Consider the following 24,493-nt stretch of genomic DNA (forward strand, 5'->3'; position numbering starts at 1 on the left):
GGCCCATGCGCGCGATGCGCCCCGGAATTCAAAAGCGGGGCCGCGCGCATACAGCGTTGGGCCCCGCAAACGGCTTCCATCATACCATCGCGCGTGCACCGTCCCGACCGTCGCCGGGTTTGTCCGGTGCCGGCGCGGCACGATGGACCCGGCTCGACAGCAGCGTCGCCAGCACGATGCACACGCCGCCCGCCCACTCCCGCGCGGTCGGCAGCTCGTTCGCGAACACCCACGCCGACAGCGCGGTGATCACGATCTCGAACAGCATGATGATCGACGCACGGTTGGCCGGCACGCGCGCCAGCCCGTATTGCACGAGCAGGTTGTTGGACGCCATCGTCACGCCGATCGCGACGATGATCAGCGCGGCCGTACCGAGGTGGCCGCCCGCCGGCGCAGCCGGTATCCCCTCGAACAGCGACGCGATCGCGCCGAACACGGCCGCGCCGCCGAACAGCGTCGCGGTGCGCATTTCCGCACGCATCTCCGGCAGCTCGCGGCTCGCCTTGATCACGAGCACGTTGCTCATCGCGAAGCTCAACCCGGCCGCGAGCCCGGCCCATTCGGCCGGGCTGGCCGGCAGCGGCAGGCCAAGCTTCGGCGACCACAGCATCAGCATCGCGCCGCCGATCGACAGCGCTGCAAGCCCCGCGCCGGCCCAGGTCAGCCGCTCGCGCAGCAGGAAGTGCGCGTAGATCGCGGTCCACGCGGGGGTCAGGTAGAACAGCAGCATCACGCGCAGCACCTCGCCGTGGATCGTGCCCCACACGAACCCGAGGTTCGTCACGCCGGCCGTGACCGCGATGCCGGGCAGCACCCAGTGCCAGCGCAGCGTCGCGATCGTGCGGTGTCGCGCGACGATCACGAACAGGAAAGCGACGAGGCTCGTCAGCGCGCTCGCCAGCGTGCCCGTCACGCCGAGCGACGCCAGGATCCGCAGCGGATACCAGATCAGGCCCCATACCGACGCGCCGATCAGGATGGCCAGCGTCGGCAGACTGCCGCGTACCGCGTTATTCATTTGGTTCAATACCCTTTATTCAGCCGGCCCGGCCGCCGTTCCGGCAGGCCGTGACCGCATTCCGTCACGCTATAATCGTCCGTTGCGACCCGCGCGCCATCGGCGCCCGTTCGCAGCCGCGCGGCGCGCCCGCCGCTTCTTTCGCTCCAACCGGCCGCGATGGCCGCTTCGCCCGTGAACCCTCGACTCGACTCGCTCCAGCCCTATCCCTTCGAAAAGCTGCGCGCCCTGTTCAAGGACGTGACGCCCTCCGGCGCCCTCAAACCGATCAGCTTCGGCATCGGCGAGCCCAAACATGCGACCCCGGCGCTGATCCGCGACGCCGTGGTGGCCGCGCTCGACGGTCTCGCGTCGTACCCGGCCACCGCCGGCTCGGACGCGCTGCGCACGTCGATCGCGCACTGGCTCGAGCGCCGTTACGGGCTGCCGGCCATCGATCCGGCCACGCAGGTGCTGCCCGTGTCGGGGTCGCGCGAGGCACTGTTCTCGCTCGCGCAGACGGTGATCGACGCACGCCCGTCCGAACAGGGCGAGAAGGCGATCGTACTCTGTCCGAATCCTTTCTATCAAATTTACGAAGGCGCGGCGCTGCTGGCCGGTGCCGAACCCTATTTCGCGAACAGCGACCCGGCCCGCAACTTCGCGTGCGACTACGCATCCGTGCCCGACGAAGTCTGGGCGCGCACGCAACTGCTGTACGTGTGCTCGCCGGGCAACCCGACCGGCGCCGTGCTGACGCTCGACGACTGGCGCGAGCTGTTCGCGCTGTCCGACCGCCACGGTTTCGTGATCGCGTCCGACGAGTGCTATTCGGAAATCTATTTCGACGAAGCGGCGCCGCCGCTCGGCGGCCTCGAGGCCGCGCACCGCCTCGGCCGCGGCTTCGAGCGGCTCGTGATGCTGTCGAGCCTGTCGAAGCGCTCGAACGTGCCGGGCATGCGCTCGGGCTTCGTCGCGGGCGACGCGGCGCTGCTGAAGAAATTCCTGCTGTACCGCACGTATCACGGCGCGGCGCTGTCGCCGGTCTGGCAGCACGCGAGCATCGCCGCGTGGAACGACGAGGCGCACGTGCGCGAGAACCGCGCGCTGTACCTGCAGAAGTTCAATACGGTCACACCGATGCTCGCCGACGTGATCGACGTGAAACTGCCCGACGCCGCGTTCTACCTGTGGGCCAACGTGTCGCGCACCGGGCTGTCGGACACCGAGTTCGCCCGTCGCCTGTACGCCGACTATAATGTGACGGTTCTGCCCGGCTCGTACCTGGCGCGCGATGCGCACGGCACGAATCCGGGCCGCGATTTCATCCGGATCGCGCTCGTCGCGGGCACCCCCGAATGCGTCGAGGGCGCGCAACGCATCGTCGATTTCTGCCGGTCTCTCGCGCGGTAATCGTCCATCCCGAACACTTCATCCATCTCCTGCGAAAACGAACATGTCGCAACAACTTCAGCAAATCATCGATACCGCCTGGGACAACCGCGCCGAGCTGTCGCCGAAGGCCGCACCGGCCGACGTCCGCGAAGCCGTCGCGCACGCGATCGAGCAGCTCGACAAAGGCGCGCTGCGCGTTGCCGAGAAGATCGACGGCAACTGGACCGTGCACCAGTGGCTGAAGAAGGCCGTGCTGCTGTCGTTCCGCCTGGAGGACAACGCGCCGATGCCTGCCGGCGGCTACTCGCAGTTCTACGACAAGGTGCCGTCGAAGTTCGCGAACTACACCGCTGAAGATTTCGCCGCGGGCGGCTTCCGCGTCGTCCCGCCGGCCATCGCGCGCCGCGGCTCGTTCATCGCGAAGAACGTCGTGCTGATGCCGTCGTACACCAACATCGGCGCGTACGTCGACGAAGGCACGATGGTCGACACGTGGGCGACGGTCGGTTCGTGCGCGCAGATCGGCAAGAACGTGCACCTGTCGGGCGGCGTCGGCATCGGCGGCGTGCTCGAGCCGCTGCAGGCGAACCCGGTCATCATCGAAGACAACTGCTTCATCGGCGCGCGCTCGGAAGTCGTCGAAGGCGTGATCGTCGAGGAAAACTCGGTGATCTCGATGGGCGTGTACCTCGGCCAGAGCACCAAGATTTACGATCGCGAAACCGGCGAAGTCAGCTACGGCCGCATCCCGGCCGGCTCGGTCGTGGTCGCCGGCAACCTGCCGTCGAAGGACGGCTCGCACAGCCTGTACTGCGCAGTGATCGTCAAGAAAGTCGACGCGAAGACCCGCGCGAAGGTCGGCCTGAACGAGCTGCTGCGAGGCGACTGATGGCGAAGCGTACTGTGGTCGTCTACGGCATTCCGAACTGCGACACCGTGAAGAAGGCCCGCGTGTGGCTCGACGACCACGGCGTCGAATTCGAGTTTCACGACTTCAAGAAGCTCGGTGTCAGCGTGCCGCTCGTCGAAGACTGGCTGAAGGACGTGTCGCTCGACGCGCTCGTCAACAAGCGCGGCACGACGTGGCGCGGCCTGGACGACGCGATGAAGGCGGCCGCTGAAACGAAGTCCGGCGCGGTCGCGCTGATGATCCACAAGCCGTCGGTCATCAAGCGCCCCGTGCTCGTGGTCAACGGCCGCGTGAAGTCGCTCGGCTTCGCGGCCGATCAATACGCGGCGCTGTTTGCCGCATAGGGCTGCCCGCGCTGCGCCCGTCGGCGCAGCCCGACGTCTTGTCGCTGCCGGCCACCGCGCCGGCATTTTTTATCGAAAGTGGTCCGAACCATGTCCACCACCCTAGCCCTTACCGAACAGCTGATCTCCCGTGCGTCCGTGACGCCCGACGACCAGCATTGCCAGCAGATCATGACCGAGCGCCTTGTCGCGCTCGGCTTCGAATGCGAGACCATCGCGTCGCACGGCGTGACCAACCTGTGGGCCGTCAAGCGCGGCACCGACGGCCGCGACGGCAAGCTGCTCGCGTTCGCGGGCCACACCGATGTCGTGCCGACCGGCCCGCTCGAGCAGTGGAGCTCGCCGCCGTTCATCCCCGCCCATCGTGACGGCAAGCTGTACGGCCGCGGCGCGGCCGACATGAAGACGTCGCTCGCGGCGTTCGTCGTCGCGTCCGAGGAATTCGTCGCGGCCCATCCCGACCACCGCGGCGCAATCGCGTTCCTGATCACGAGCGACGAGGAAGGCCCCGCCACCGACGGCACCGTGAAGGTCGTCGAGCTGCTCGAAGCGCGCGGCGAACGCATGGACTACTGCATCGTCGGCGAGCCGACGTCGACCGCCGAGCTCGGCGACGTCGTCAAGAACGGCCGCCGCGGCTCGATGTCGGGCGAACTGGTCATCAAGGGCGTGCAGGGCCACATCGCGTATCCGCACCTCGCGAAGAACCCGATCCACCTGCTCGCGCCGGCGCTCGCCGAGCTCGCTGCCGAGCAGTGGGACGAAGGAAATGAATACTTCCCGCCGACCACCTGGCAGGTTTCGAACCTGCACGCCGGCACCGGCGCGACCAACGTGATTCCCGGCCACGCCGACCTGCAATTCAACTTCCGTTTCTCGACCGCCAGCACGGTCGAGGGTCTGCAGGCACGCGTGCACGCAATCCTCGACAAGCATGGCCTCGAATACACGCTGAAGTGGTCGGTGAGCGGCCTGCCGTTCCTCACGCCGCGCGGCGAGCTGTCGGGCGCGCTGGAAAACGCGATCCGCACCGAGACCGGCATCACCACCGAGCTGTCGACGACGGGCGGCACGTCGGACGGCCGTTTCATCGCGCGCATCTGCCCGCAGGTGATCGAGTTCGGCCCGCCGAACGGCAGCATCCACAAGATCGACGAGCACATCGAAGTGCGCTTCGTCGACCCGCTGAAGAACGTGTACCGCCGCGTGCTCGAACAACTGATCGCCTGATGGAGCCTCGCATGACGACACCTTTTGCAACTGTTCGCGACCTGCTGCGCTACGCGGTCACGCGCTTCTCGAAGGCGAAGCTCGCGTTCGGCCACGGCTCCGACAATGCGTACGACGAAGCGGCCTACCTCGTGCTGCGCACGCTCGACCTGCCGCTCGACACGCTCGAGCCGTTCCTCGACGCGCGGCTGCTGCCCGACGAAATCGCGGCCGTGCTCGCGGTGATCGAACGGCGTGCGGCCGACCGCGTGCCGGCCGCGTACCTCACGCATGAAGCGTGGATGCACGGCCACCGCTTCTACGTCGACGAGCGCGTGATCGTGCCGCGCTCGTTCATCGGCGAACTGCTCGACGACGGGCTGCAGCCGTACGTCGCCGATCCCGAGCAGGTCGGCGCGGTGCTCGAGCTGTGCACGGGCTCCGGCTGCCTCGCGATCCTCGCGGCGAGCGCGTTCCCGAACGCCGAGATCGACGCGGTCGACCTGTCCGACAAGGCGCTCGAAGTCGCGGAGATCAACGTGCGCGACTACGGCCTCGAAGACCGCATCGGGTTGCACCACGGCGACCTCTACGCGCCGCTGCCCGCGTTCCGCACCGACCCGGGCTCGCGCTACGACGTGATCCTGACGAACCCGCCGTACGTGAATGCGTCGTCGATGGCCGCGCTGCCGCCCGAATACCGGCACGAGCCGGAGATGGCGCTCGCGGGCGGCGACGACGGCATGGACATCGTGCGACGCATCGTCGCCGAAGCGCACCGCTGGCTGCACGACGACGGCGTGCTCGTCGTCGAGATCGGCAACGAGCGCGAAAACGTCGAAGCCGCGTTCGGCGGCCTCGAGCTCACGTGGCTGCCCACCAGCGCGGGCGACGACGCCGTCTTCCTGATTCAGGCGTCGGACCTGCCCCGCAAGGCCTGAGCCGTCCCGGCTCGCCCACCGTGCGGTGCACCGTTGCGCCGCACGGTTGGGTAAGATGCGCGTAGGCGGCCGCCCGGCCGCGCGACCTCAGGAGTCCGTCACGCGCCCATGACCCTCGACTGGCTACATCTCGGCACCCTGATCCTGACCATTCACGTGCTCGGGATCGTCGCGGCGTGCCACGCGATCATGAACACGCGCACGTCGCAAGGCGCGATCGCGTGGGCCGTCTCGCTCGCGGCCATGCCGTACCTGACGCTCATTCCGTACCTGTTCCTCGGCCGCAGCAAGTTCTCCGGCTACGTCGACGCCCGCCGCCACGAGCTGGAAATGTTGCGCATGCACACACCGCGCTCGCCCTGGCTCAGCACCGACGCGACCGACGGGCCGGCCGCCGACGCAATCGGCCAGGCGGCGGTGCTCGCGCTCACGCGGCTCGGCGGCATGCCGTTCCTCGGCGGCAATTCGGTGCGCACGCTCGTCAACGGCGACGCGACGTTCTCGGCGATCCTGGCGGCCATCGACGCCGCGCGCGACTACGTGGTGGTGCAGTTCTTCATCGTGCGCGACGATGCGCTCGGCCGAATGCTGCGCGACTCGCTGCTCGCACGCGCGGCGGCCGGCGTGCGCTGCTGCCTGCTGTACGACAGCATCGGCAGCTTCGACCTGCCGCACAGCTACGTCGACACCTTGCGCCGGGGCGGCGTCGAGGTTCATCCGTTCGCGACCAACCGGAAGTTCGTGAACCGCTTCCAGCTCAACTTCCGCAATCACCGCAAGATCGTCGTCGTCGACGGCAATCGCGCGTTCGTCGGCGGCCACAACGTCGGCGTCGAATATCTCGGCGCGAAGCCGCGCCTGTCGCCGTGGCGCGACACGCACATCGAGATCCGCGGCCCGGTGGTCGCGAGCATCCAGTACGTGTTCGCCGAAGACTGGCACTGGGCGACGCAGAAGCTGCCGCCGCTCGCCCTGCCGCCGCCCGCGCAGCCCGGTGACAACATGCATTGCCTCGCGGTGCCGATGGGGCCGGCCGACAAGCAGGAGACGGGCTCGCTGTTCTTCGTCGAGGCGATCAACGCCGCGCGCGAGCGGGTCTGGATCACCACGCCGTACCTCGTCCCCGACGAAGCCGTGATCTCCGCGCTGAAGCTCGCCGTGATGCGCGGCGTCGACGTGCGCATCCTGATCCCGAGCCGGCGTGATCACTACGTGGTATTCGAAGCGTCGAAGCTGTACGCGCGCGACCTGGTCGAGGCGGGCGTCAAGGTGTTCCGCTACCGGCCCGGCTTCCTGCACCAGAAGGTCGTGCTGATCGACCGCATCGCGGCAGCGATCGGTAGCGCGAATCTCGACAACCGCTCGTTCCGCCTCAATTTCGAGATCATGGTGCTGACCGTCGACCGCACGTTCGCCGACGAGGTCGAGGCGATGCTCGATGCCGATTTCGCGCAGGCGTACGAGGTCGATGCGACCGAATACCGCCAGTCGCCTGCGTGGCGGCGCATCGCGATGCACGTCGCGCGGCTGTTCGCACCGATCCTGTAAGGATCGCGACGACGGCCGCGGTGCGATCCGCCCCGCTGCCGCGAACGCCGCCAGCCGCCGTCACAGCAGCTTGTCGATATCCGCGGCGATTTCGTCGGGCTTGGTCGACGGCGCATAGCGCTTGACGATGCGCCCTTCGCGATCGATCAGGAATTTCGTGAAATTCCACTTGATCGCCTTGAGGCCGAGAATGCCGGGCGCCTCGTCGGTCAGGTAGCGGTACAGCGGATGCGCATGGTCGCCCTTCACGTCGATCTTCGCGAACATCGGGAACGTGACGCCGTAATTGCGCTCGCAGAACGCGCCGATCTGCGTGGCGTCGCCGGGCTCCTGCTTGCCGAACTGGTTGCAAGGGAAGCCGAGCACATAGAAGCCGCGCGACGCGTACTGGTCGTACAGCTTCTGCAGGCCCGCGTACTGCGGCGTGAAACCACACTCGCTCGCGGTGTTGACGATCAGCAGCACCTTGCCGCGATACGCATCGAGCGAGGCCGGCGCGCCGGCAAGCGTCTCTGCGCTGAACGAATACAGGGTGGACATCGGGCACTCCTTTTATGAAACCGGATCGACGTGGAGTCTAGGCGAAATTGCCCCATTGCGGCATCCGCCGAACGGCCAATGCCCGGCGCGAGCGGCGCGCAGTCTAGAATAGCGGTTTTGGCCAGTCATTTCCGCCGTGATCCGTTTCAATCAGTTCAGCCTTGCGCGCGGCACCAAGCCGCTGTTCGAGTCGACCTCCTTCGTGCTCAATCCCGGCGAGAAAGCCGGCCTGATCGGCGCGAACGGCGCCGGCAAGTCGACCCTGTTCTCGGTCCTGCGCGGCGAGCTGCACTCGGACGGCGGCGATTTCTCGATGCCGCCGTCGTGGCGAATCGCCCATGTGTCGCAGGAAACGCCCGCCGCCGATCGTTCCGCGCTCGACTACACGCTCGACGGCGACGCCGCGCTGCGCGAGATCGAGGCGCGCATCGCCGCCGCTTCCGCCGCGCATGACGGCGCCGCCGAAGCCGACGCGCACGCGGCGTTCGCCGACGCCGACGGCTACACCGCGCCCGCCCGCGCCGAGGCGCTGCTGCTCGGCCTCGGCTTCACGCTCGCGCAGACGCGCGAATCCGTCGCCAGCTTCTCCGGCGGCTGGCGCATGCGCCTGAATCTCGCGCAGGCGCTGATGTGCCGCTCCGACCTGCTGCTGCTCGACGAACCGACGAACCACCTCGACCTCGACGCGATCGTCTGGCTCGAGGATTGGCTGCACCGCTACCCCGGCACGCTGGTCGTGATTTCGCACGACCGCGAATTCCTCGATTCGATCTGCAACGTCACGCTGCACCTGGAAAACCGCCAGGTGAAGCGTTACGGTGGCAACTACTCGCAATTCGAAGTGCTGCGCGCGCAGCAACTGGCGCTGCAGCAAAACGCCTACGAGAAGCAGCAGAAGACGATCGAGCACCTGCAGAGCTTCGTCGACCGCTTCAAGGCCAAGGCGACCAAGGCCAAGCAGGCGCAGAGCCGGATGAAGGCGCTCGAGAAGATGGAGCTGATCGCGCCCGCGCACATCGCGTCGCCGTTCACGTTCGAATTCCGCACGCCCGATGCCGCGCCGAACCCGATGATGGTGATGGAAGACGTCCGCTGCGGCTACCACGCCGACGGCGGCGCGGAAATCCCGATCGTCGAGCGCGTCGCGCTGTCGATCCAGAACGGCCAGCGTATCGGCCTGCTCGGCGCGAACGGCCAGGGCAAGTCGACGCTGATCAAGACGCTGGCCGGCACGCTTGCGCCGCTGTCGGGGCACGTCCGCGACGGCAAGGGGCTGACGATCGGCTATTTCGCGCAGCACCAGCTCGAAACGCTGCGCGAGGACGATTCGCCGCTCGCGCATCTGGCGCGGCTCGCACCCGACACGCGCGAGCAGGAACTGCGCGACTTCCTCGGCGGCTTCAACTTCTCGGGCGACATGGCAACCACGCCGGTCGGGCCGTTTTCGGGTGGTGAAAAGGCACGCCTCGCGCTCGCGCTGATCATCTGGCAGAAGCCGAACCTGCTCCTGCTCGACGAACCGACCAACCACCTCGACCTCGAAACGCGTCATGCGCTGACGATGGCGCTCGCGCAGTTCGAAGGCACGCTGATCCTCGTCTCGCACGACCGCCACCTGCTGCGTGCGACGACCGACCAGTTCATGCTGGTGGCGAAGCACCGGCTGCAGCCGTTCGACGGTGACCTCGACGACTACCGCGACTGGCTGCTGCAGCACGCGGCCGAGCAGCGCGCCGCCGCGAAGGCCGACAGCGCGGCTTCTTCGGGTGCGGGCGCCGCAGCCAACCGCAAGGACCAGAAGCGTCAGGCTGCCGAGGAACGCCAGCGCCTGTCGGTGCTGAAAAAGCCGCTGCAGACGCGTATCACGAAGCTCGAAAAGGAAATGGAGACGCTGCACGCGGAGAAGGCGCGCCTCGACGCATTCGTCGCCGATCCGGCGAGCTACGAAGCCGAGCGCAAGACGGAACTGACCGACGCGATCCGCAAGCTCGGGGACGTCAACACGCGTCTCGAAACGGTCGAGGCCGGCTGGCTCGCCGCGCAGGAAGAGCTCGAACAGATCGGCTGAACGCTGTCGCGGCGCAGCCGGCCACTATGCCGATACGCCAGCCCGGCGTACCGGCGGCCTCTGCGCTGCGATACCTTGGTATCGCAGCACCTCAAAAACCATCTGGCCCTCAGTGGGCCCAGATGCGACAAGGCCGGGCGCACGGGCCCGGCCTGTTCATTCACTTACCGTCGTCACACCGCTCGCCGGCTGCTCGCCGCGCTTGCCGGATCAGCGGCGCGGCAACGTGTCGCGCGGCATCTGCTCGTCGTCGCCCATCAGGTGGCGGCGCCCTTCGGTCGGCCGCCGGATCGCGGCAGCGACCTCCGCTTCCGTCACGTCCTCGGACACGACCTTGCGCGCCAGGCGCCCTTCGTCGTCGATCCATTCGACGATCCGGCATCCGCCGCCCCAAGGTTGGCGAATCGGCTCCGACACGCGGCAGCCACGCAGGTTGTAAAGGCGTCCGCTCGGCGCTTCCCCATACGATTTCAACATAGGATCCCTTCGCATTGCGCGGTTCGACAATCCGGCAAAGGATAGGGAAAAGCGATGTCCGGCGGGTTACAGAACCCTACATATTCTTTACAACGAATTACGCGACAGATCGCCGGCAGGCACGGCCCGAGCGCCTGCCGGGCCGGTCACTCGAGATCGCGCACGCGGTCGATCGCCTGTTCGAGCCGATCGACGGCCATCACGTTCAGCCCTTCGATCGGCTGCTTCGGCGCATTCGCCTTCGGAATCAGCGCGGACGTGAAGCCGAGCTTCGCCGCCTCCCGCAAGCGTTCCTGCCCGCGCGGCGACGGCCGGATCTCGCCCGCCAGCCCCACTTCGCCGAACACGATCAACCCCTTCGGCAGCGCCTTGTTGCGCATCGACGAATGGATCGCGAGCAGCACCGCAAGGTCGGCAGCCGGCTCGGTGATCTTCACGCCGCCGACCGCATTGAGGAACACGTCCTGGTCGAAGCACGCGATGCCTGCGTGCCGGTGCAGCACCGCGAGCAGCATCGCGAGCCGGTTCTGCTCGAGGCCGACCGCGAGCCGGCGCGGGTTCGGCACGTGCGCCGTGTCGACGAGCGCCTGGACTTCGACCAGCAGCGGGCGCGTGCCTTCCTGCGTGACGAGCACGCACGAGCCAGGTACGACCTGTTCGTGCTGCGACAGGAACAGCGCGGACGGATTCGCGACACCGCGCAACCCGCGCTCGGTCATCGCGAACACGCCGAGTTCGTTGACCGCGCCGAAGCGGTTCTTGAACGCACGGACGAGCCGGAACGACGAATGCGTGTCGCCCTCGAAGTACAGCACCGTGTCGACGATGTGCTCGAGCACGCGCGGGCCGGCCAGGTTGCCCTCCTTCGTCACGTGCCCGACCATGATGATCGCGGTGCCCGACTGTTTCGCGATGCGCGTGAGCTGCGCCGCGCACTCGCGCACCTGCGCGACCGAGCCCGGCGCCGACGTGAGCGCTTCCGAATAGACGGTCTGGATCGAGTCGATCACGGCCACGTCCGGCCGTTCCGCGTCGATCGCGGCCTGGATCTTTTCGAGCTGGATCTCGGCGAGCAGCTTCAGTTCGTCCGCCACCGCACCGCCGTCGAGCAGCGCAAGCCGTTGCGCGCGCAACGCGATCTGCGCGGCCGATTCCTCACCGCTGATATAGAGCGCGCGCCGCTCGCTCGCGATGTCCGCGAGCGACTGCAGCAGCAGCGTCGACTTGCCGATGCCCGGATCGCCGCCGATCAGCACGACGCCGCCGGGGACCAGCCCGCCGCCGAGCACGCGGTCGAATTCACCGATGCCGGTCGAGAAGCGCGGCACATCGGCCGCTTCGATGTCGACGAGACGCTGGACGGGCGCCCGCTTCGCGAGCGACTGGAAACGATGGGCAGCCGGCGATTCGGAGACCGATTCAACCAGCGTGTTCCAGGCCTGGCATGACGGGCATTGGCCCTGCCACTTCGGGGTCTGTCCGCCGCACTCGCTGCAGACGTATACGGTTTTCTGTTTGGCCACGCGCGACGCCCTTATTCCGCGCGCACGGGCACGCGGCCGGCGACCGCGCACATCAGCTCGTAGCCGATCGTGCCGCAATGGCGGGCGACGTCGTCGATCGACAACGCGTTGCCCCACAGTTCGACGCGCGCGCCGACGCCGGCCTGCGGGCACGGGGTCAGGTCGACCGTGATCATGTCCATCGAGACGCGGCCGACGATCCGCGTGCGGATGCCGTCGACGATCACCGGCGTGCCTTCCGGCGCGACCCGCGGATAGCCGTCCGCGTAACCGCAGGCGACCACGCCGACCCGCATCGGCGCCTGCGCGGAGAACGTCGAGCCATAACCGATGGCCTGCCCCTTCGCGATCGTCTGCACCGCGATCAGCTCGGACGCGAGCGTCATCGCAGGCTTCAGCCCCGTGTCGGCGATATCGGACGACAGCCCGGACGGCGACGCGCCGTACAGCACGATCCCCGGCCGCACCCAGTCGAAGTGCGTATCCGGATGCCACAGCACGGCCGCCGAATTCGCGAGACTGCGCGCGCCGGCAATGTTTTCCGCACCGCGCTCGAACGTCGCGAGCTGCTCGGCGACGCCGCGCTCGTTGTCCGCATCCGAAAAATGGGTCATCAACGTGATCTGGCCGATGCCGGGGCACGCGCGGGCGCGTTCCCACGCGGCGCGATATTTCTCCGGCAGGTAGCCGAGGCGGTTCATCCCGCTGTTCATCTTGAGCTGCACGTTGACGGGCTTCGACAGCCGCGCCGTTTCCAGCATCCGCATCTGCTCGTCGTTGTGGACGGTCGTCGTCAGGCTGTAGCGGTCGATCACGTCGATGTCGGTCGAGCGGAAGAACCCTTCGAGCAGCAGGATCGGGCCGGCCCAGCCGAGCTCGCGCAGCTTGACGGCCTCGTCGAGGTCGAGCAGGCCGAAACCGTCGGTGCCGCGCAGGCCGGGAAATGCACGGGCGAGACCGTGGCCGTACGCGTTGGCCTTGACGACCGCCCAGACCTTGGACGGGCCGGCAAAGCGGCGGACGACGGAGAGATTGTTCGCGAGAGCGGCGGTGTGGATGGTGGCGGAGATCGGGCGCGGCATGGGAAATTTACGTAAAGACGCTTGCGAATCATCAGCTTACCGCGCCTTTTGAGCACTGAAGCCGACAATTTGCGGAACGATCGGGGAATCTTGCTAGTCCGAATTGGCGTATTTTCATGTTATAAAGCCGTGCGCACAACCCATTTCGAACGGAATAAGCCGATCGCATACCAGGCGGCCTACGCGGCCCTGCCGCAGCGACGAAAGCATCGCATCAGATGAAAAAAGGTTTTTACACCATCATGGCCGCGCAGTTTTTCTCGTCGCTGGCCGACAGTGCGCTCCTCATCGCCGCCATTGCCCTGCTGAAAGACCTTCACGCACCCAACTGGATGACACCGCTGTTGAAGCTGTTCTTCGTGTTGTCCTATGTGGTGCTGGCGGCGTATGTCGGCGCCTTCGCGGATTCGCGCCCGAAGGGCCACGTGATGTTCATCACCAACTCGATCAAGGTGATCGGCTGCCTGATCATGCTGTTCGGCGCCCACCCGCTGATCGCGTACGGGATCGTCGGCTTCGGCGCGGCGGCCTACTCGCCGGCCAAATACGGCATTCTTACCGAGCTGCTGCCGGCCGACCGGCTGGTCGCGGCGAACGGCTGGATCGAAGGCACGACCGTCAGCTCGATCATCCTCGGCACCGTGCTCGGCGGCGCGCTGATCAGTCCGCATATCGCGTCGCACGTCATCGCGCATACGCCGGCGTGGATCGGTACGCCAGCCGAAGCCGCGATCGCGGTCATCCTGTTGATCTACGTGATCGCCGCGCTGTTCAATCTGCGCATTCCCGATACCGGCGCGCGCTACCCGAAGCAGCAACACGGGCCGATCAAGCTGGTGGCCGACTTCGCCGACTGTTTCATGGTGCTCTGGCGCGACAAGCTCGGCCAGATCTCGCTCGCGGTCACGACGCTGTTCTGGGGCGCGGGCGCGACGCTGCAGTTCATCGTGCTGAAATGGGCCGAGGTGTCGCTCGGCATGTCGCTGTCCGAGGGTGCGCTGCTGCAGGCGGTCGTCGCCTTCGGCGTCGCGGCCGGCGCGATCGCCGCGGCCAGCCGGGTGCCGCTCAAGAAGTCGCTGACCGTCCTGCCGGTCGGCATCATCATGGGCATCGCGGTGATGCTGATGGCGTTCTATTCGCGCGACCTGTTCCCGCCGCACTGGGCCGCGCACCTGGGCCACCTGCGCCTGCCGGTTTACCTGATCATCGCGTACATCTTCCTGATCTGCGTCGGCGCGCTGTCCGGCTACTTCGTCGTTCCGATGAACGCGCTGCTGCAGCATCGCGGCCACGTGCTGCTGTCGGCCGGCCACTCGATCGCGGTGCAGAACTTCAACGAGAACCTGTCGGTGCTCGTGATGCTGTGCCTGTATGCGGTGCTCGTGTGGCTCGACGTGCCGGTCGGCGTCGTGATCGTGCTGTTCGGCACGTTCGTCTGCCTGACGATGTGGCTCGTGATGCGCCGCCACCAGGCGAACCAGCGTCAGTTCGACTCGGTCGCGCTGATCGGCGAATCGCGGCACTGACGCTACACTTCCCGTTTCCGTCCGCCAGCGCCGGTCTTCGAACCGGCGCGCTGCCCCGATGACGCACCCGATACCCAACATCCTGACGATCGCCGGCTCCGATTCGGGCGGCGGCGCCGGCATCCAGGCCGACCTGAAGACCTTTTCCGCACTCGGCACGTACGGCGCGAGCGTGATCACCGCGCTGACCGCGCAGAACACGCGCGGCGTGACGGGCGTGCATGCGCCGGATGCCGCGTTCGTGACCGCGCAACTCGACGCGGTGTTCGGCGATATCCGCATCGATGCGGTCAAGATCGGGATGCTTGCGAATGCGGCGATCGTGCACGCGGTCGCCGACGCGCTGCGCCGCTACGCGCCGCGCTTCGTCGTGCTCGACACGGTGATGATCTCGAAGAGCGCGCACGCGCTGCTCGCGCCCGATGCCGTCGACGCGTTGCGCGAGGCGCTGCTGCCGCTCGCGACGGTCGTGACGCCGAACCTGCCCGAAGCGGCCGCGCTGCTGAACGATGTGCCCGCAACCACGGAACCCGACATGGTCCGGCAAGGTCAGGCATTGTTACGGACGGGCGCGCGCGCCGTGCTGATGAAAGGCGGCCACCTGCCCGACGCGTCCGCGAGCCCCGACTGGCTCGTTGAAGCGACGCGCACCGTGCGGCTCGACGGCGCGCGCGTGCCGGTCAGCAACACGCACGGCACGGGCTGTACGTTGTCGTCGGCGATCGCCGCGCTGTTGCCGCAGCAGCCCGACCTCGAAAGCGCGGTGCGCGAAGCCAAGACCTATCTGACCGGCGCGATCGTCGCGAGCGGCCACCTCGACGTCGGCCACGGCGTCGGCCCTGTCCATCACTTCCATCGCTGGTGGTGAACGCCGGCTGACGCGGCGTCAGTGATCCTGTGCCGCGAACGCCTGTGCGCGTACCGGCCAGTCGTCCGGCACGACGAAGCCGCGCGCCCGTTCGCGCCACGTGCCGTCACTCCCCTTTTCATGAATGCCGATCAGCGCGGGGGCCTCGCGGGCCGTCAACACGGGGGGCAGCTCCAAAGCGGCCGCCAACGGCTCGGGGTCGAATCCGGCATCGGCGGCGACACGTCGCGGCGCCAGCCACGCCAGCCTCGGCAACACGCTCCATGCGGCGCCGGCACGCTGCGCGGCCGCCCAGGCCGGCCACTGCGCGTGCGTCAGCCAGAAACCGTGCGGGTGATCCGGCGCGATTTCCGCGGACACCGGCGGTAACGGCGCCTCGTACGGATAGAACAACCAGCCCTTGATGAACATCTGCGCGTCGGACGGCGCGCCGTAACCGAGCCGCGCAAACCCGTCGCGATCGCCGAGCCGCAGCTGGTGATCGAGCAACCGGCTGCGTTTGCGGTCGAACCGGTCGACGAGGTTGGGGCCGACGAAATCGGCGAGCGACGCACCGGCTTGCACCGGCGCGCACAGATAGCACTTCACCGCGAGTTCCCAGTGCAGGCGCCGCCCGTCCGGCGCGTCGACGAGAAAATCGACTTCGCCGAGCGTCTTGCCGTTGCTGCGCAGCGGCAGATTGGCCGCGACGAGCCGCAGCGACGGCCCGTGCGTCAGGAAATATTCGAGCAGGCATTCGGCGTAGCGGCCGAGCCGGGTGGGCCGGAACCCGTCGAGCGCGCGATGCAGCGGCTCGGGCTGCGCATCGAGCGCGGCGAGCCATGCTTCGACGGCCGACTGTCCGGCCGCATCCGGCCAAGGGCGTGCAAGCGGCGCGTCCGGTACCGCGGTGAGCAGGCTCGGGCTGGCCAGCAGCCAGCCCAGATCCCGAACCGCGACGTCGTGCAGCGTATCGACGAATGCGACCGCCGCGCCGGCCGTCATTGTCCGGCCGGCCCGTTCGCGTCGACGCCCTCTGCGCGCCGGAACGTGTCGCGCGCGAGGCACAGGTCGGCCCAGGCCTTCGACTTGTCCTGCAGGCTGCGCAACAGGTACGCCGGGTGATAGGTCACGATCACCGGCACGCCTTCGTACGTATGCACGCGACCGCGCAGCGACGCGATGCTCGCGTCCGTCTTCAGCAGGGTCTGCGCGGCGAAGCGGCCGAGCGCGACGATCAGCTTCGGCTTCACGAGCGCGACCTGGCGCTGCAGATAAGGCTCGCAGCTCGCGACCTCGTCCGGCTCCGGATTGCGGTTGCCCGGCGGCCGGCACTTGATCACGTTCGCGATGTACACGTTGTCGCCGCGCTGGAGCGACAGCGACTGCAGCATGTTGTCGAGCAGCTTGCCGGCCTGGCCGACGAACGGCTCGCCCTGCTTGTCCTCGTTCTCGCCCGGCGCTTCGCCGATCAGCATCCAGTCCGCTTCGCGGTCGCCGACGCCGAACACCGTGTTGGTCCGCTTCTCGCACAGCCGGCACTGCGTGCAGTTGGCCACGCGCGCGGCCAGCGCATCCCAGTCGAGTGCGGCAACCGGCGTACCGACGGGACGCGATTCGAGCACCGGCACGGGGTCGCCCGGCGGCGCCGCGTCGAACCACGCAAAATCGTCGGCGTCGGCAGGCGGTGTGTCGTCCATCGGCGGCATCGTGTCGGTCGACGCGATCGGCACAATCGGCTCGACCGGTGCCGGCGCGCGGTCGCCGTCGTCGACGCGCCGCGCCGGAGCAGCAGGCTCGCGAGCCGGCGCAGCATCGCGGCTACGCGCGACGGCCGGCGGCGCCTCGTCCTGCACCGGCGCACGCGCGGTGCGTGCAGGTCGCTCGATTGCGGCGGCCGGTGCGGCTTCCGCCATGCCGGTTTGCGCGGCGGCGGGCGCTTCGGCTGTCGCGCCCTCGTCCGTGCCCGCATCCGCGCTTTGCCCGCGCCGCACCCAGATCTGCGCGAGGCCTATTTCCTCGAGCGCCGCTTCAGCCCATGCCATGCGCGTCCCCTTCGTCCTTGTTCAGCGTCAGACGCATCACGATCGCGTCCTCCCGGCTGTGATGCTTCGCCGGGTAATAATTCTTGCGCCGGCCGATCGTCACGAAGCCGAAACGCTCGTACAGCTGGACCGCGCGCAGATTGGACGGCCGCACTTCGAGCAGCACGCCGTCGAGCCCCTCCGCGCGCGAAATGCGCACGGCCTCGCGCAGCAGCGCAAGGCCCGCCCCCGCGCGCTGCACAGCCGGCGCGACGCACAGGTTCAGCAGGTGCATCTCGTCGATCACGGGCATCAGCACGCAATAGCCGATCAGCGCACCCGTCACGTGCCGCAGGCACACGCCCAGGTAGCCGTTGCGCAACGAATCCTCGAAGTTGCCGCGGCTCCACGGGAATTCATACGCGACGTGCTCGATCGCGACGACCTCGTCGAGATCGGCATCCGTCATCGGCGCCAGATACCTGTCGCTCAGCAGTACGCCCGTCATCCCTTCGCTCCGCCCGTCTGCGCGGCCCGTGCCGCGACGCGCTCGGCGGTCGTCTGCGCAACCTTGTCGCGCACGTACTCCGGCGCGGCCTGATCGGCCGGCACCGCACGGCCGGCACGAAACGCGCGCAGGGCGGCATGGGCGACCGCCAGCGCGTGCGGCATCGCGTCGCCGTCGATCACGGCCGCGTGCGCCGCGGCCGGCAACTGCGCGCCGAACGCGGCGGCAGCATTGCCCGCGAGCGTGAACGGCGCATCGGGCACGCCGACGGCACCCGGTGCATCGAGCGAGGCCGGATGCAGCGTGCGCCAGTCGCCGACGCTGTCGTCCCACGCGAAGTCCGCCCAGTAGGCTTCATCCATCCGCGCATCCAGCGCGGCCAGCACGCGGTTCGTGCCCGGCGCGCGCAGCCGCGCGTGCTCGGCGCACGCGAGCAGCGTGCCGATCGGCACGACCGGCAGCCCGCACCCGAACGCGAGACCCTGGGTGATGCCCGTCGCGGTGCGCAGGCCCGTGAACGAGCCGGGGCCCGCGCCGAACGCGATCGCGTCGCAATCGGCGAGCGTCAGCCCCGATTCGGCGAAAAGCGCCTGGATGGCCGGCAGCACGCGCGTGCTCGACACGGCGCCCGTCAACTCGTGGCGGACCCAGGTTTGCGGGGTGGAAACGGCGTCATCGGCGTGGGCCGAGCGCAGCAGCGCGACCGAGCAGTATTCGGTCGACGTATCGATGGCGAGGAGCACTGTTTGCGTCATGGGCGACATTGTAATGCGGCGCCCCGCTCCCACGGGCGATCGGGCCCGATCCGTGCGTGTGCGCTGTGCCCGATGGCGGTTTGGAAGGATCGCTCGACCCCGCGCGGCGGTCCGCTTGTTAAGATCGCCCGACCTGAAACCCTTACGGAGACACCCGATGAGCGAACTCACCACCCAATTCGACCAGGCCCAGATCGACGTCAAGCAACTGACCGAACGTCCGGGCAACCTGACCCTGCTGCGCCTGTACGCGCTCTTCAAGCAGGCGACCGACGGCGACGCGCATGGCGACAAGCCGGGCTTCACCGACATCGTCGGCAAATACAAGTACGACGCGTGGGATGCACTGAAGGGCACGTCGCAGGATGCGGCGAAGCAGCAGTACATCGAACTCGTCGAATCGCTGAAGAACGGCACGGCTTCCTGACCGAATCGCCCCCGGCCGCAATAGGCAATCAAATCAGTGGCGCAGCGCAGCAAATCTCTTTATAATGCTGCCTGCGTCATCTTCCGCGCTCGGCTCGCAAGCCGTTCCGGCCTGACGCCTCGTAGCGTTAAGCTCCAATCCGGTTTAGAACCTGTCCCCTCCTGCTTCGACCTTCGCGGTCGTCACTTATCAGGCTGGCGGCCCCGCTCCTGAAGCGCGCCGCACCCAAAACAGCTTCTAATGCCTCATCCGCTGAAGGTTCGGCGGATTGCACCCGTTTCCCGATTTGCTCGCTGAATCCGACGACTTGGGTATGCGCGATTGGCGCCGACGTTTCACCCACTGTGTTTCAAGGATTGTTATGACTTCGAGCATCAACTCCAGCCCGCTCAACGCGATCGCCGACCAGGCGCTCGGTCTCGACGACGCCGCCGCACCGGCCGCGGTCGAACCGGCGTCGGACGAGCCGAACTTCGCGTCGCTCGGGTTGTCGCCGGAGATCGTCTCCGCGCTGCAGGCCGCCGGCTATGTGAAGCCGACGCCGGTCCAGCAGCGCGCGATTCCGGCCGGCATCGCCGGCCGTGACCTGCTGGTCTCGAGCCCGACCGGTTCGGGCAAGACCGCCGCATTCATGCTGCCCGCGATCGAACGTTTCGCGCAGCTCCAGAAGGCGCAGGCGCAGCAACCGCGCGCGCCGCGCGAACCGAACCAGGGCGACCGCCGCGCGCGCCGCCCGCAACCCGTCGCGCGCCCGGGCCTGCTCGTGCTGACGCCGACCCGCGAACTCGCGATGCAGGTCACCACGGCCGCAACGACCTACGGCAAGCACCTGAAGCGCCTGCGCACGGTCAGCATCCTCGGCGGCGTCGCCTACGGCCAGCAGCTGATGCTGCTCGCGAAGAACCCGGAAATCCTGGTCGCCACGCCGGGCCGTCTGCTCGACCACCTCGAGCGTGGCCGCATCGACCTGTCCGAGCTGAAGATGCTCGTGCTCGACGAAGCCGACCGCATGCTCGACATGGGCTTCATCGAAGACATCGAAACGATCGTCGACGCGACGCCCGAGTCGCGCCAGACGATGCTGTTCTCGGCGACGCTCGACGGCAAGATCGGTTCGCTGACGAGCCGCCTGCTGAAGGATCCGGAACGCATCGAGATCCAGCAGCGCCTCGAGTCGCGCGCGAACATCGCGCAGACCGTGCACTACGTCGACGACCGCGATCACAAGGATCGCCTGCTCGATCACCTGCTGCGCGACGACGCGCTCGACCAGGCGATCATCTTCACGGCGACCAAGATCGACGCCGACCAGCTCGCCGGCCGTCTCGCCGACGCAGGCTTCGAATCGGCTGCGCTGCACGGCGACCTGCCGCAGGGCGCGCGTAACCGCACGATCCGTGCGCTGCGCGAGCGCCGTGTGCGCGTGCTGGTGGCCACCGACGTCGCGGCACGCGGCATCGACATCCCGGGCATCACGCACGTGTTCAACTACGACCTGCCGAAGTTCGCGGAAGACTACGTGCACCGTATCGGCCGTACCGGCCGTGCAGGCCGTTCGGGCACGGCAGTGAGCCTCGTGCACCACGCCGAGCAAGGCGCGCTCAAGCGCATCGAGCGCTTCGTGCGCTCGCCGCTGCCGGTCAACGTGATCGAAGGTTTCGAGCCGCGCAAGGCGCCCCCGCGTAACGGCGGCAACGGCGGCCGCGGCCGTCCGGGCGGCGGTAACGGCGGTCGCCGTTTCGGCGGCAAGCCGGGCGGTGGCTATGGCGGCAACGGCAACGGCAACGGCCGCAGCTACGGCGGCGGCAATGGCGGCGGCTGGAGCGGCAAGCCGGGTGGCAGCCGTGACGGCGGCCCGCGTCGCGACGGTCAACGCAGCGGCGGCCCACGTCGCGGCAACGCGTCGTAAGCACGCACGGGCGGCCACTGGCCGCCCCACGGAGGGCAGACCCGCGGATAACCGCCCTGCCCATCCAGCCAACCGGCGCATCTGCGCCGGTTTTTTTTCGTCCCGCCCCACATTTCACGATACGGAAAATTTTTTTGTGTCGTAAAAAATCATGCTGCGCGGCACAACCCGGGCGATTGCGGGATGGAAAAAAGCATTTCTTATCTCGAAATCTAAGTTTCAAGATATTGATTTAAAACAACTAAAAATTTACCCCACTCCCCGACAAGCCCCCTGTCCCGCTCCGGTCGATTTGCCTAGACTCTTATACAAGACCTCGCGAACCGGAACACCCCGCTCCCGGCTTCGAGAACAGCCTCACCACTGTCAGATTCAACCCATCAGGCATCGCACCGCATCAAGGAGCTCATCATGTCGCGTCAGCAACAGGCACAGGAACTGCAACAGCAATGGGAAACCGATCCGCGCTGGAAGGGCATCAAGCGCAGCTACTCGGCTGACGACGTGGTCCGCCTGCGTGGTTCGATCCCGATCGAGCACACGCTCGCCAAGCGCGGCGCGGAAAAGCTGTGGAGCCTCATCAACCACGAGCCGTTCGTCAACGCACTCGGCGCACTGACCGGCAACCAGGCGATGCAGCAGGTGAAGGCCGGCCTGAAGGCCATCTACCTGTCCGGCTGGCAAGTGGCCGGCGACGCGAACGTCGCGGGCGAAATGTACCCGGACCAGTCGCTGTACCCGGCAAACTCGGTGCCGCTCGTCGTGAAGCGCATCAACAACACGCTGACGCGCGCCGACCAGATCCAGTGGTCGGAAGGCAAGAACCCGGGCGACGAAGGCTACGTCGATTTCTTCGCACCGATCGTCGCTGACGCGGAAGCCGGTTTCGGCGGCGTGCTGAACGCGTTCGAACTGATGAAGGCGATGATCGAAGCCGGCGCGTCGGGTGTCCACTTCGAGGACCAGCTCGCTTCGGTGAAGAAGTGCGGCCACATGGGCGGCAAGGTGCTGGTCCCGACGCGTGAAGCCGTCGCGAAGCTGTCCGCAGCGCGTCTCGCGGCCGACGTGATGGGCACGCCGACCGTGCTGGTTGCCCGCACCGACGCAGAAGCGGCCGACCTGATCACGTCCGACGTCGACGGCAACGACAAGCCGTTCCTGACGGGCGAACGCACGGTGGAAGGTTTCTTCCGCACGAAGCCGGGCATCGAGCAGGCGATCTCGCGCGGTCTCGCGTACGCGCCGTACGCCGACCTCGTCTGGTGCGAAACGGGCAAGCCGGATCTCGAGTACGCGAAGAAGTTCGCGGAAGCGATCCACAAGCAGTTCCCGGGCAAGATGCTGTCGTACAACTGCTCGCCGTCGTTCAACTGGAAGAAGAACCTCGACGACGCGACGATCGCGAAGTTCCAGAAGGAACTCGGCGCGATGGGCTACAAGTTCCAGTTCATCACGCTGGCCGGCTTCCACGCGCTGAACTACTCGATGTTCAACCTCGCGCACGGCTATGCGCGCACACAGATGAGCGCGTTCGTCGAGCTGCAGCAGGCCGAGTTCGCGGCAGCGGACAAGGGCTTCACGGCGGTCAAGCACCAGCGCGAAGTCGGCACCGGCTACTTCGACGCGGTGACGCAGACGGTCGAACGCGAAGCGTCGACCACTGCGCTGCACGGCTCGACCGAAGACGAGCAGTTCTTCGACGGCAAGAAGGTCGCGTAAGCAGCGCACGACGCGCAAGCGTCACGCCGATGCCGGCCCGTCACGCGACGGCGCGGCATCGGCCACCGGACAACAATCAGGGAGGAGACGGCAGGCGCGCGATGTCATGCGCGACCGGCCGCGCGGCCTGCGTGCCGCCAGCAACGACGCGCGCCGGCTTCGTCCGGCGCGCCCTTTTTCTGCGGCGTCGATCGCGTTGCCGTCCCGCGGCCACGGCCCCACCGCCCTACCGATAGACGATCACCGGAATTTTCGTATGGGTCAGCACGCGCTGCGTCTCGCTGCCGATCAGCAAGCTGCCGAGCCCGCGGCGTCCGTGGGACGCCATGAAGATCACGTCGCAGCCGCCGCGTTCGGCCGCCTCGATGATGCCGAGATACGGCGACGGATGGACACTCGTCCAGGTGTCGCAGTCGACGCCGGCAGTCTTCGCGGCCGATTCGACCTCGTCGAGATGCGCGCGCGCCTCGCGCTCGCTGCGCGCCCGGAAATCGGCGGGCGGCTCGATGATCACTTCGGAAAACGGCGAGTACGGATACTGCGGCAGGCACGCGTACGCCGTAACGCGCGCACCGACCGCGCGAGCCAGGTCGATCGCGCCGTCGATCGCCTTCTGCGACAGTTCGGAACCGTCGGTTGGAACGAGGATGTGCCGGAACATCGCGCCCTCCTTCGTCAATCGCACGCCGCTCGCCGCGATCCCGACCGGGCCGGCCGCGACGCGTCGGACATGCCTGCTACGAGTGTAGTGCGCGAAACCGCGCAATCGGCACCGGCAGCGGGTTCGCCCTCATATCGGAAACGCGCGGGCCTGCGCGGCCTACTCGCCCCAATATCCGGGCTGCTCGTAGGTGTGCTTCAGGTAATCGAGAAACAGCCGCACGCGCAGCGGCAGATGCCGGCGTTGCGGAAACACTGCGTGGATGCCGATCGGCGGAGCCGCGAAGGCGTCGAGCACGCTGACGAGACGGCCGGCCGCGATGTCTTCGCCGACCTCCCACCACGAGCGCCAGGCCAGGCCATGGCCGGCGAGGCACCACTCGTGCAGCACCGCGCCGTCCGAGCATTCCATCGTGCCGTTCACGCGGATCGACACGACCTTGTCGTCCTCCTGGAACGCCCAGCCGCGTTGCTGGTTCGCGTTTGCCGCGAGCGCGAGGCAGTTGTGCCGCGCCAGCTCCGCGAGCGTGGCCGGCGTGCCGCGCCGCGCGAGATACGCGGGAGAAGCGACGCACACGCGGCGATTCTCGCCGAGCTTCAGCGACACGAGCGACGAGTCGGGCAGCTCGCCGAGCCGCACCGCGCAATCGAAGCCCTCGTTGACGAGGTCGACCATCCGGTCGGACAGGTCGAGCGTGACCGACACGTCCGGATGCCCGACGCTGAATTCCGGCACGAGCGGCGCAACGTGCCGCCGGCCGAAGCCGGCCGGCGCGGAAATGCGCAGGTGGCCGCTCGCCTTGACGCCGCCGGCGGACACGCTCGCCTCCGCGTTCTGCATGTCGTTGATGACGCGCTGGCAATCCTCGAGGAACGCCGAGCCCTCGAACGTCAGCGTGAGCTTGCGCGTCGTGCGCACCAGCAGCTTGACGCCGAGCCGCTCCTCGAGCGCATCGAGACGGCGGCCGATGATCGCCGGTGCGACGCCTTCCGCGTGCGCGGCCGCCGACAGGCTGCCCTTTGCCGCGACCGCGGCGAACGTTTCGATCTGCTTGAACCGGTCCATGACTCGCAGGGGCGG

Annotated in this window: 23 protein-coding genes; 12 read left to right on the top strand and 11 right to left on the bottom strand. The window is 67.7% G+C overall.

The annotated features are described in order from the left end of the window. Positions 1-79 precede the first annotated feature (79 nt). On the bottom strand, positions 80-1,021 hold the full coding sequence (locus ACN8ZM_RS10875) for a DMT family transporter (RefSeq protein ID WP_175024983.1): 942 nt from the start codon (positions 1,019-1,021) through the stop codon (positions 80-82). A 159-nt stretch (positions 1,022-1,180) separates the two neighbouring features. Between ACN8ZM_RS10875 and dapC the strand changes: the two genes are divergently transcribed. The 6 genes from dapC (at position 1,181) to cls (ending at position 7,347) form a co-directional block, all read left to right on the top strand. Next, the gene (dapC, locus tag ACN8ZM_RS10880) at positions 1,181-2,413 is read left to right on the top strand and encodes a succinyldiaminopimelate transaminase (RefSeq protein ID WP_071334682.1); all 1,233 of its coding nucleotides are present in this window, start codon (positions 1,181-1,183) and stop codon (positions 2,411-2,413) included. A 43-nt stretch (positions 2,414-2,456) separates the two neighbouring features. Beyond that, on the top strand, positions 2,457-3,284 hold the full coding sequence (gene dapD / locus ACN8ZM_RS10885) for a 2,3,4,5-tetrahydropyridine-2,6-dicarboxylate N-succinyltransferase (protein WP_014896723.1): 828 nt from the start codon (positions 2,457-2,459) through the stop codon (positions 3,282-3,284). Continuing rightward, positions 3,284-3,649, top strand: a complete 366-nt coding sequence (locus ACN8ZM_RS10890) for an ArsC family reductase (protein ID WP_043189257.1) — start codon at positions 3,284-3,286, stop codon at positions 3,647-3,649. Before dapD ends, ACN8ZM_RS10890 begins: the two co-directional genes overlap by 1 nt. A 90-nt stretch (positions 3,650-3,739) precedes the next feature. Beyond that, on the top strand, positions 3,740-4,879 hold the full coding sequence (dapE, locus tag ACN8ZM_RS10895; protein WP_420209963.1) for a succinyl-diaminopimelate desuccinylase: 1,140 nt from the start codon (positions 3,740-3,742) through the stop codon (positions 4,877-4,879). 11 nt (positions 4,880-4,890) lie between these two features. Then, a complete protein-coding gene (gene prmB / locus ACN8ZM_RS10900) occupies positions 4,891-5,799 on the top strand; it encodes a 50S ribosomal protein L3 N(5)-glutamine methyltransferase (protein WP_043189252.1) in 909 nt (302 codons plus the stop codon). Between the two features lie 108 nt (positions 5,800-5,907). Then, the gene (gene cls, locus ACN8ZM_RS10905) at positions 5,908-7,347 is read left to right on the top strand and encodes a cardiolipin synthase (protein ID WP_420209964.1); all 1,440 of its coding nucleotides are present in this window, start codon (positions 5,908-5,910) and stop codon (positions 7,345-7,347) included. Between the two features lie 60 nt (positions 7,348-7,407). On the opposite strand, the gene ACN8ZM_RS10910 is transcribed toward cls, so the two are convergent. Beyond that, positions 7,408-7,887 carry a glutathione peroxidase gene (locus ACN8ZM_RS10910; RefSeq protein WP_043189246.1) on the bottom strand — a complete coding sequence of 160 codons (480 nt, stop codon included), beginning with the start codon at positions 7,885-7,887 and terminating at the stop codon, positions 7,408-7,410. 136 nt (positions 7,888-8,023) lie between these two features. Between ACN8ZM_RS10910 and ACN8ZM_RS10915 the strand changes: the two genes are divergently transcribed. Further along, entirely contained in the window at positions 8,024-9,955 is a 1,932-nt protein-coding gene (locus ACN8ZM_RS10915; protein WP_043189242.1) for an ATP-binding cassette domain-containing protein, read from the top strand. Between the two features lie 210 nt (positions 9,956-10,165). On the opposite strand, the gene ACN8ZM_RS10920 is transcribed toward ACN8ZM_RS10915, so the two are convergent. The 3 genes from ACN8ZM_RS10920 to alr all read right to left on the bottom strand — a co-directional run bounded on the left by ACN8ZM_RS10920 (position 10,166) and on the right by alr (position 13,037). Then, positions 10,166-10,432 carry a DUF2866 domain-containing protein gene (locus tag ACN8ZM_RS10920; protein ID WP_039342663.1) on the bottom strand — a complete coding sequence of 89 codons (267 nt, stop codon included), beginning with the start codon at positions 10,430-10,432 and terminating at the stop codon, positions 10,166-10,168. Between the two features lie 146 nt (positions 10,433-10,578). Then, positions 10,579-11,955 carry a DNA repair protein RadA gene (gene radA, locus ACN8ZM_RS10925; protein ID WP_043189232.1) on the bottom strand — a complete coding sequence of 459 codons (1,377 nt, stop codon included), beginning with the start codon at positions 11,953-11,955 and terminating at the stop codon, positions 10,579-10,581. An 11-nt stretch (positions 11,956-11,966) separates the two neighbouring features. Continuing rightward, positions 11,967-13,037 carry an alanine racemase gene (gene alr / locus ACN8ZM_RS10930; protein ID WP_043189230.1) on the bottom strand — a complete coding sequence of 357 codons (1,071 nt, stop codon included), beginning with the start codon at positions 13,035-13,037 and terminating at the stop codon, positions 11,967-11,969. Positions 13,038-13,255: 218 nt separating this feature from the next. On the opposite strand from alr, the gene lplT reads away from it, so the two are divergent. Further along, positions 13,256-14,563, top strand: a complete 1,308-nt coding sequence (lplT, locus tag ACN8ZM_RS10935) for a lysophospholipid transporter LplT (protein ID WP_043189228.1) — start codon at positions 13,256-13,258, stop codon at positions 14,561-14,563. A 58-nt stretch (positions 14,564-14,621) separates the two neighbouring features. Continuing rightward, complete coding sequence (thiD, locus tag ACN8ZM_RS10940) at positions 14,622-15,431, top strand: bifunctional hydroxymethylpyrimidine kinase/phosphomethylpyrimidine kinase (protein ID WP_420209965.1); 810 nt, start codon at positions 14,622-14,624, stop codon at positions 15,429-15,431. Positions 15,432-15,449: 18 nt separating this feature from the next. Here the strand turns inward: thiD and ACN8ZM_RS10945 are convergent, their stop codons facing one another. The 4 genes from ACN8ZM_RS10945 to tsaB are packed head-to-tail and all read right to left on the bottom strand — an operon-like array spanning position 15,450 to position 18,706. Beyond that, entirely contained in the window at positions 15,450-16,415 is a 966-nt protein-coding gene (locus ACN8ZM_RS10945) for a DUF1853 family protein (protein ID WP_420209966.1), read from the bottom strand. After that, the gene (locus ACN8ZM_RS10950; RefSeq protein ID WP_420209967.1) at positions 16,412-17,455 is read right to left on the bottom strand and encodes a uracil-DNA glycosylase; all 1,044 of its coding nucleotides are present in this window, start codon (positions 17,453-17,455) and stop codon (positions 16,412-16,414) included. Before ACN8ZM_RS10950 ends, ACN8ZM_RS10945 begins: the two co-directional genes overlap by 4 nt. After that, entirely contained in the window at positions 17,442-17,942 is a 501-nt protein-coding gene (rimI, locus tag ACN8ZM_RS10955; RefSeq protein ID WP_089450848.1) for a ribosomal protein S18-alanine N-acetyltransferase, read from the bottom strand. The genes ACN8ZM_RS10950 and rimI overlap by 14 nt, the downstream gene beginning before the upstream one ends. After that, positions 17,939-18,706, bottom strand: a complete 768-nt coding sequence (gene tsaB / locus ACN8ZM_RS10960) for a tRNA (adenosine(37)-N6)-threonylcarbamoyltransferase complex dimerization subunit type 1 TsaB (RefSeq protein WP_043189216.1) — start codon at positions 18,704-18,706, stop codon at positions 17,939-17,941. Before tsaB ends, rimI begins: the two co-directional genes overlap by 4 nt. Before the next feature lie 148 nt (positions 18,707-18,854). On the opposite strand from tsaB, the gene ACN8ZM_RS10965 reads away from it, so the two are divergent. From ACN8ZM_RS10965 to aceA, 3 genes are all read left to right on the top strand, one after another. Then, positions 18,855-19,124: an acyl-CoA-binding protein gene (locus tag ACN8ZM_RS10965; RefSeq protein ID WP_043189214.1), complete on the top strand. Its 270-nt coding sequence runs from the start codon at positions 18,855-18,857 to the stop codon at positions 19,122-19,124. Positions 19,125-19,485: 361 nt separating this feature from the next. Then, positions 19,486-21,033: a DEAD/DEAH box helicase gene (locus ACN8ZM_RS10970; protein WP_043189212.1), complete on the top strand. Its 1,548-nt coding sequence runs from the start codon at positions 19,486-19,488 to the stop codon at positions 21,031-21,033. Positions 21,034-21,444: 411 nt separating this feature from the next. Beyond that, positions 21,445-22,752 (top strand): isocitrate lyase, encoded by a 1,308-nt coding sequence (gene aceA, locus ACN8ZM_RS10975; RefSeq protein WP_043189211.1) that lies wholly within the window; start codon positions 21,445-21,447, stop codon positions 22,750-22,752. Positions 22,753-22,978: 226 nt separating this feature from the next. On the opposite strand, the gene ACN8ZM_RS10980 is transcribed toward aceA, so the two are convergent. Both ACN8ZM_RS10980 and ACN8ZM_RS10985 read right to left on the bottom strand, forming a co-directional pair. Then, the gene (locus tag ACN8ZM_RS10980) at positions 22,979-23,413 is read right to left on the bottom strand and encodes a universal stress protein (RefSeq protein WP_043189208.1); all 435 of its coding nucleotides are present in this window, start codon (positions 23,411-23,413) and stop codon (positions 22,979-22,981) included. 159 nt (positions 23,414-23,572) lie between these two features. After that, on the bottom strand, positions 23,573-24,478 hold the full coding sequence (locus ACN8ZM_RS10985) for a LysR family transcriptional regulator (RefSeq protein ID WP_043189205.1): 906 nt from the start codon (positions 24,476-24,478) through the stop codon (positions 23,573-23,575). Positions 24,479-24,493: the final 15 nt, after the last annotated feature.

Origin of the sequence: Burkholderia aenigmatica (assembly GCF_048627025.1) — a bacterium.
Classification (GTDB): Bacteria; Pseudomonadota; Gammaproteobacteria; order Burkholderiales; family Burkholderiaceae; genus Burkholderia; species Burkholderia aenigmatica.

Coding starts and splice junctions, on each gene's coding strand:
- prmB (WP_043189252.1), top strand. CDS start 4,891: ATGACGACACCTTTTGCAACTGTTCGCGACCTGCTGCGCTACGCGGTC.
- ACN8ZM_RS10920 (WP_039342663.1), bottom strand. CDS start 10,432: ATGTTGAAATCGTATGGGGAAGCGCCGAGCGGACGCCTTTACAACCTG.
- alr (WP_043189230.1), bottom strand. CDS start 13,037: ATGCCGCGCCCGATCTCCGCCACCATCCACACCGCCGCTCTCGCGAAC.
- tsaB (WP_043189216.1), bottom strand. CDS start 18,706: ATGTCGCCCATGACGCAAACAGTGCTCCTCGCCATCGATACGTCGACC.
- dapC (WP_071334682.1), top strand. CDS start 1,181: ATGGCCGCTTCGCCCGTGAACCCTCGACTCGACTCGCTCCAGCCCTAT.
- ACN8ZM_RS10970 (WP_043189212.1), top strand. CDS start 19,486: ATGACTTCGAGCATCAACTCCAGCCCGCTCAACGCGATCGCCGACCAG.
- ACN8ZM_RS10945 (WP_420209966.1), bottom strand. CDS start 16,415: ATGACGGCCGGCGCGGCGGTCGCATTCGTCGATACGCTGCACGACGTC.
- lplT (WP_043189228.1), top strand. CDS start 13,256: ATGAAAAAAGGTTTTTACACCATCATGGCCGCGCAGTTTTTCTCGTCG.
- rimI (WP_089450848.1), bottom strand. CDS start 17,942: ATGACGGGCGTACTGCTGAGCGACAGGTATCTGGCGCCGATGACGGAT.
- ACN8ZM_RS10985 (WP_043189205.1), bottom strand. CDS start 24,478: ATGGACCGGTTCAAGCAGATCGAAACGTTCGCCGCGGTCGCGGCAAAG.
- ACN8ZM_RS10950 (WP_420209967.1), bottom strand. CDS start 17,455: ATGGCATGGGCTGAAGCGGCGCTCGAGGAAATAGGCCTCGCGCAGATC.
- ACN8ZM_RS10890 (WP_043189257.1), top strand. CDS start 3,284: ATGGCGAAGCGTACTGTGGTCGTCTACGGCATTCCGAACTGCGACACC.
- ACN8ZM_RS10910 (WP_043189246.1), bottom strand. CDS start 7,887: ATGTCCACCCTGTATTCGTTCAGCGCAGAGACGCTTGCCGGCGCGCCG.
- ACN8ZM_RS10965 (WP_043189214.1), top strand. CDS start 18,855: ATGAGCGAACTCACCACCCAATTCGACCAGGCCCAGATCGACGTCAAG.
- cls (WP_420209964.1), top strand. CDS start 5,908: ATGACCCTCGACTGGCTACATCTCGGCACCCTGATCCTGACCATTCAC.
- dapE (WP_420209963.1), top strand. CDS start 3,740: ATGTCCACCACCCTAGCCCTTACCGAACAGCTGATCTCCCGTGCGTCC.
- ACN8ZM_RS10875 (WP_175024983.1), bottom strand. CDS start 1,021: ATGAATAACGCGGTACGCGGCAGTCTGCCGACGCTGGCCATCCTGATC.
- dapD (WP_014896723.1), top strand. CDS start 2,457: ATGTCGCAACAACTTCAGCAAATCATCGATACCGCCTGGGACAACCGC.
- ACN8ZM_RS10980 (WP_043189208.1), bottom strand. CDS start 23,413: ATGTTCCGGCACATCCTCGTTCCAACCGACGGTTCCGAACTGTCGCAG.
- aceA (WP_043189211.1), top strand. CDS start 21,445: ATGTCGCGTCAGCAACAGGCACAGGAACTGCAACAGCAATGGGAAACC.
- thiD (WP_420209965.1), top strand. CDS start 14,622: ATGACGCACCCGATACCCAACATCCTGACGATCGCCGGCTCCGATTCG.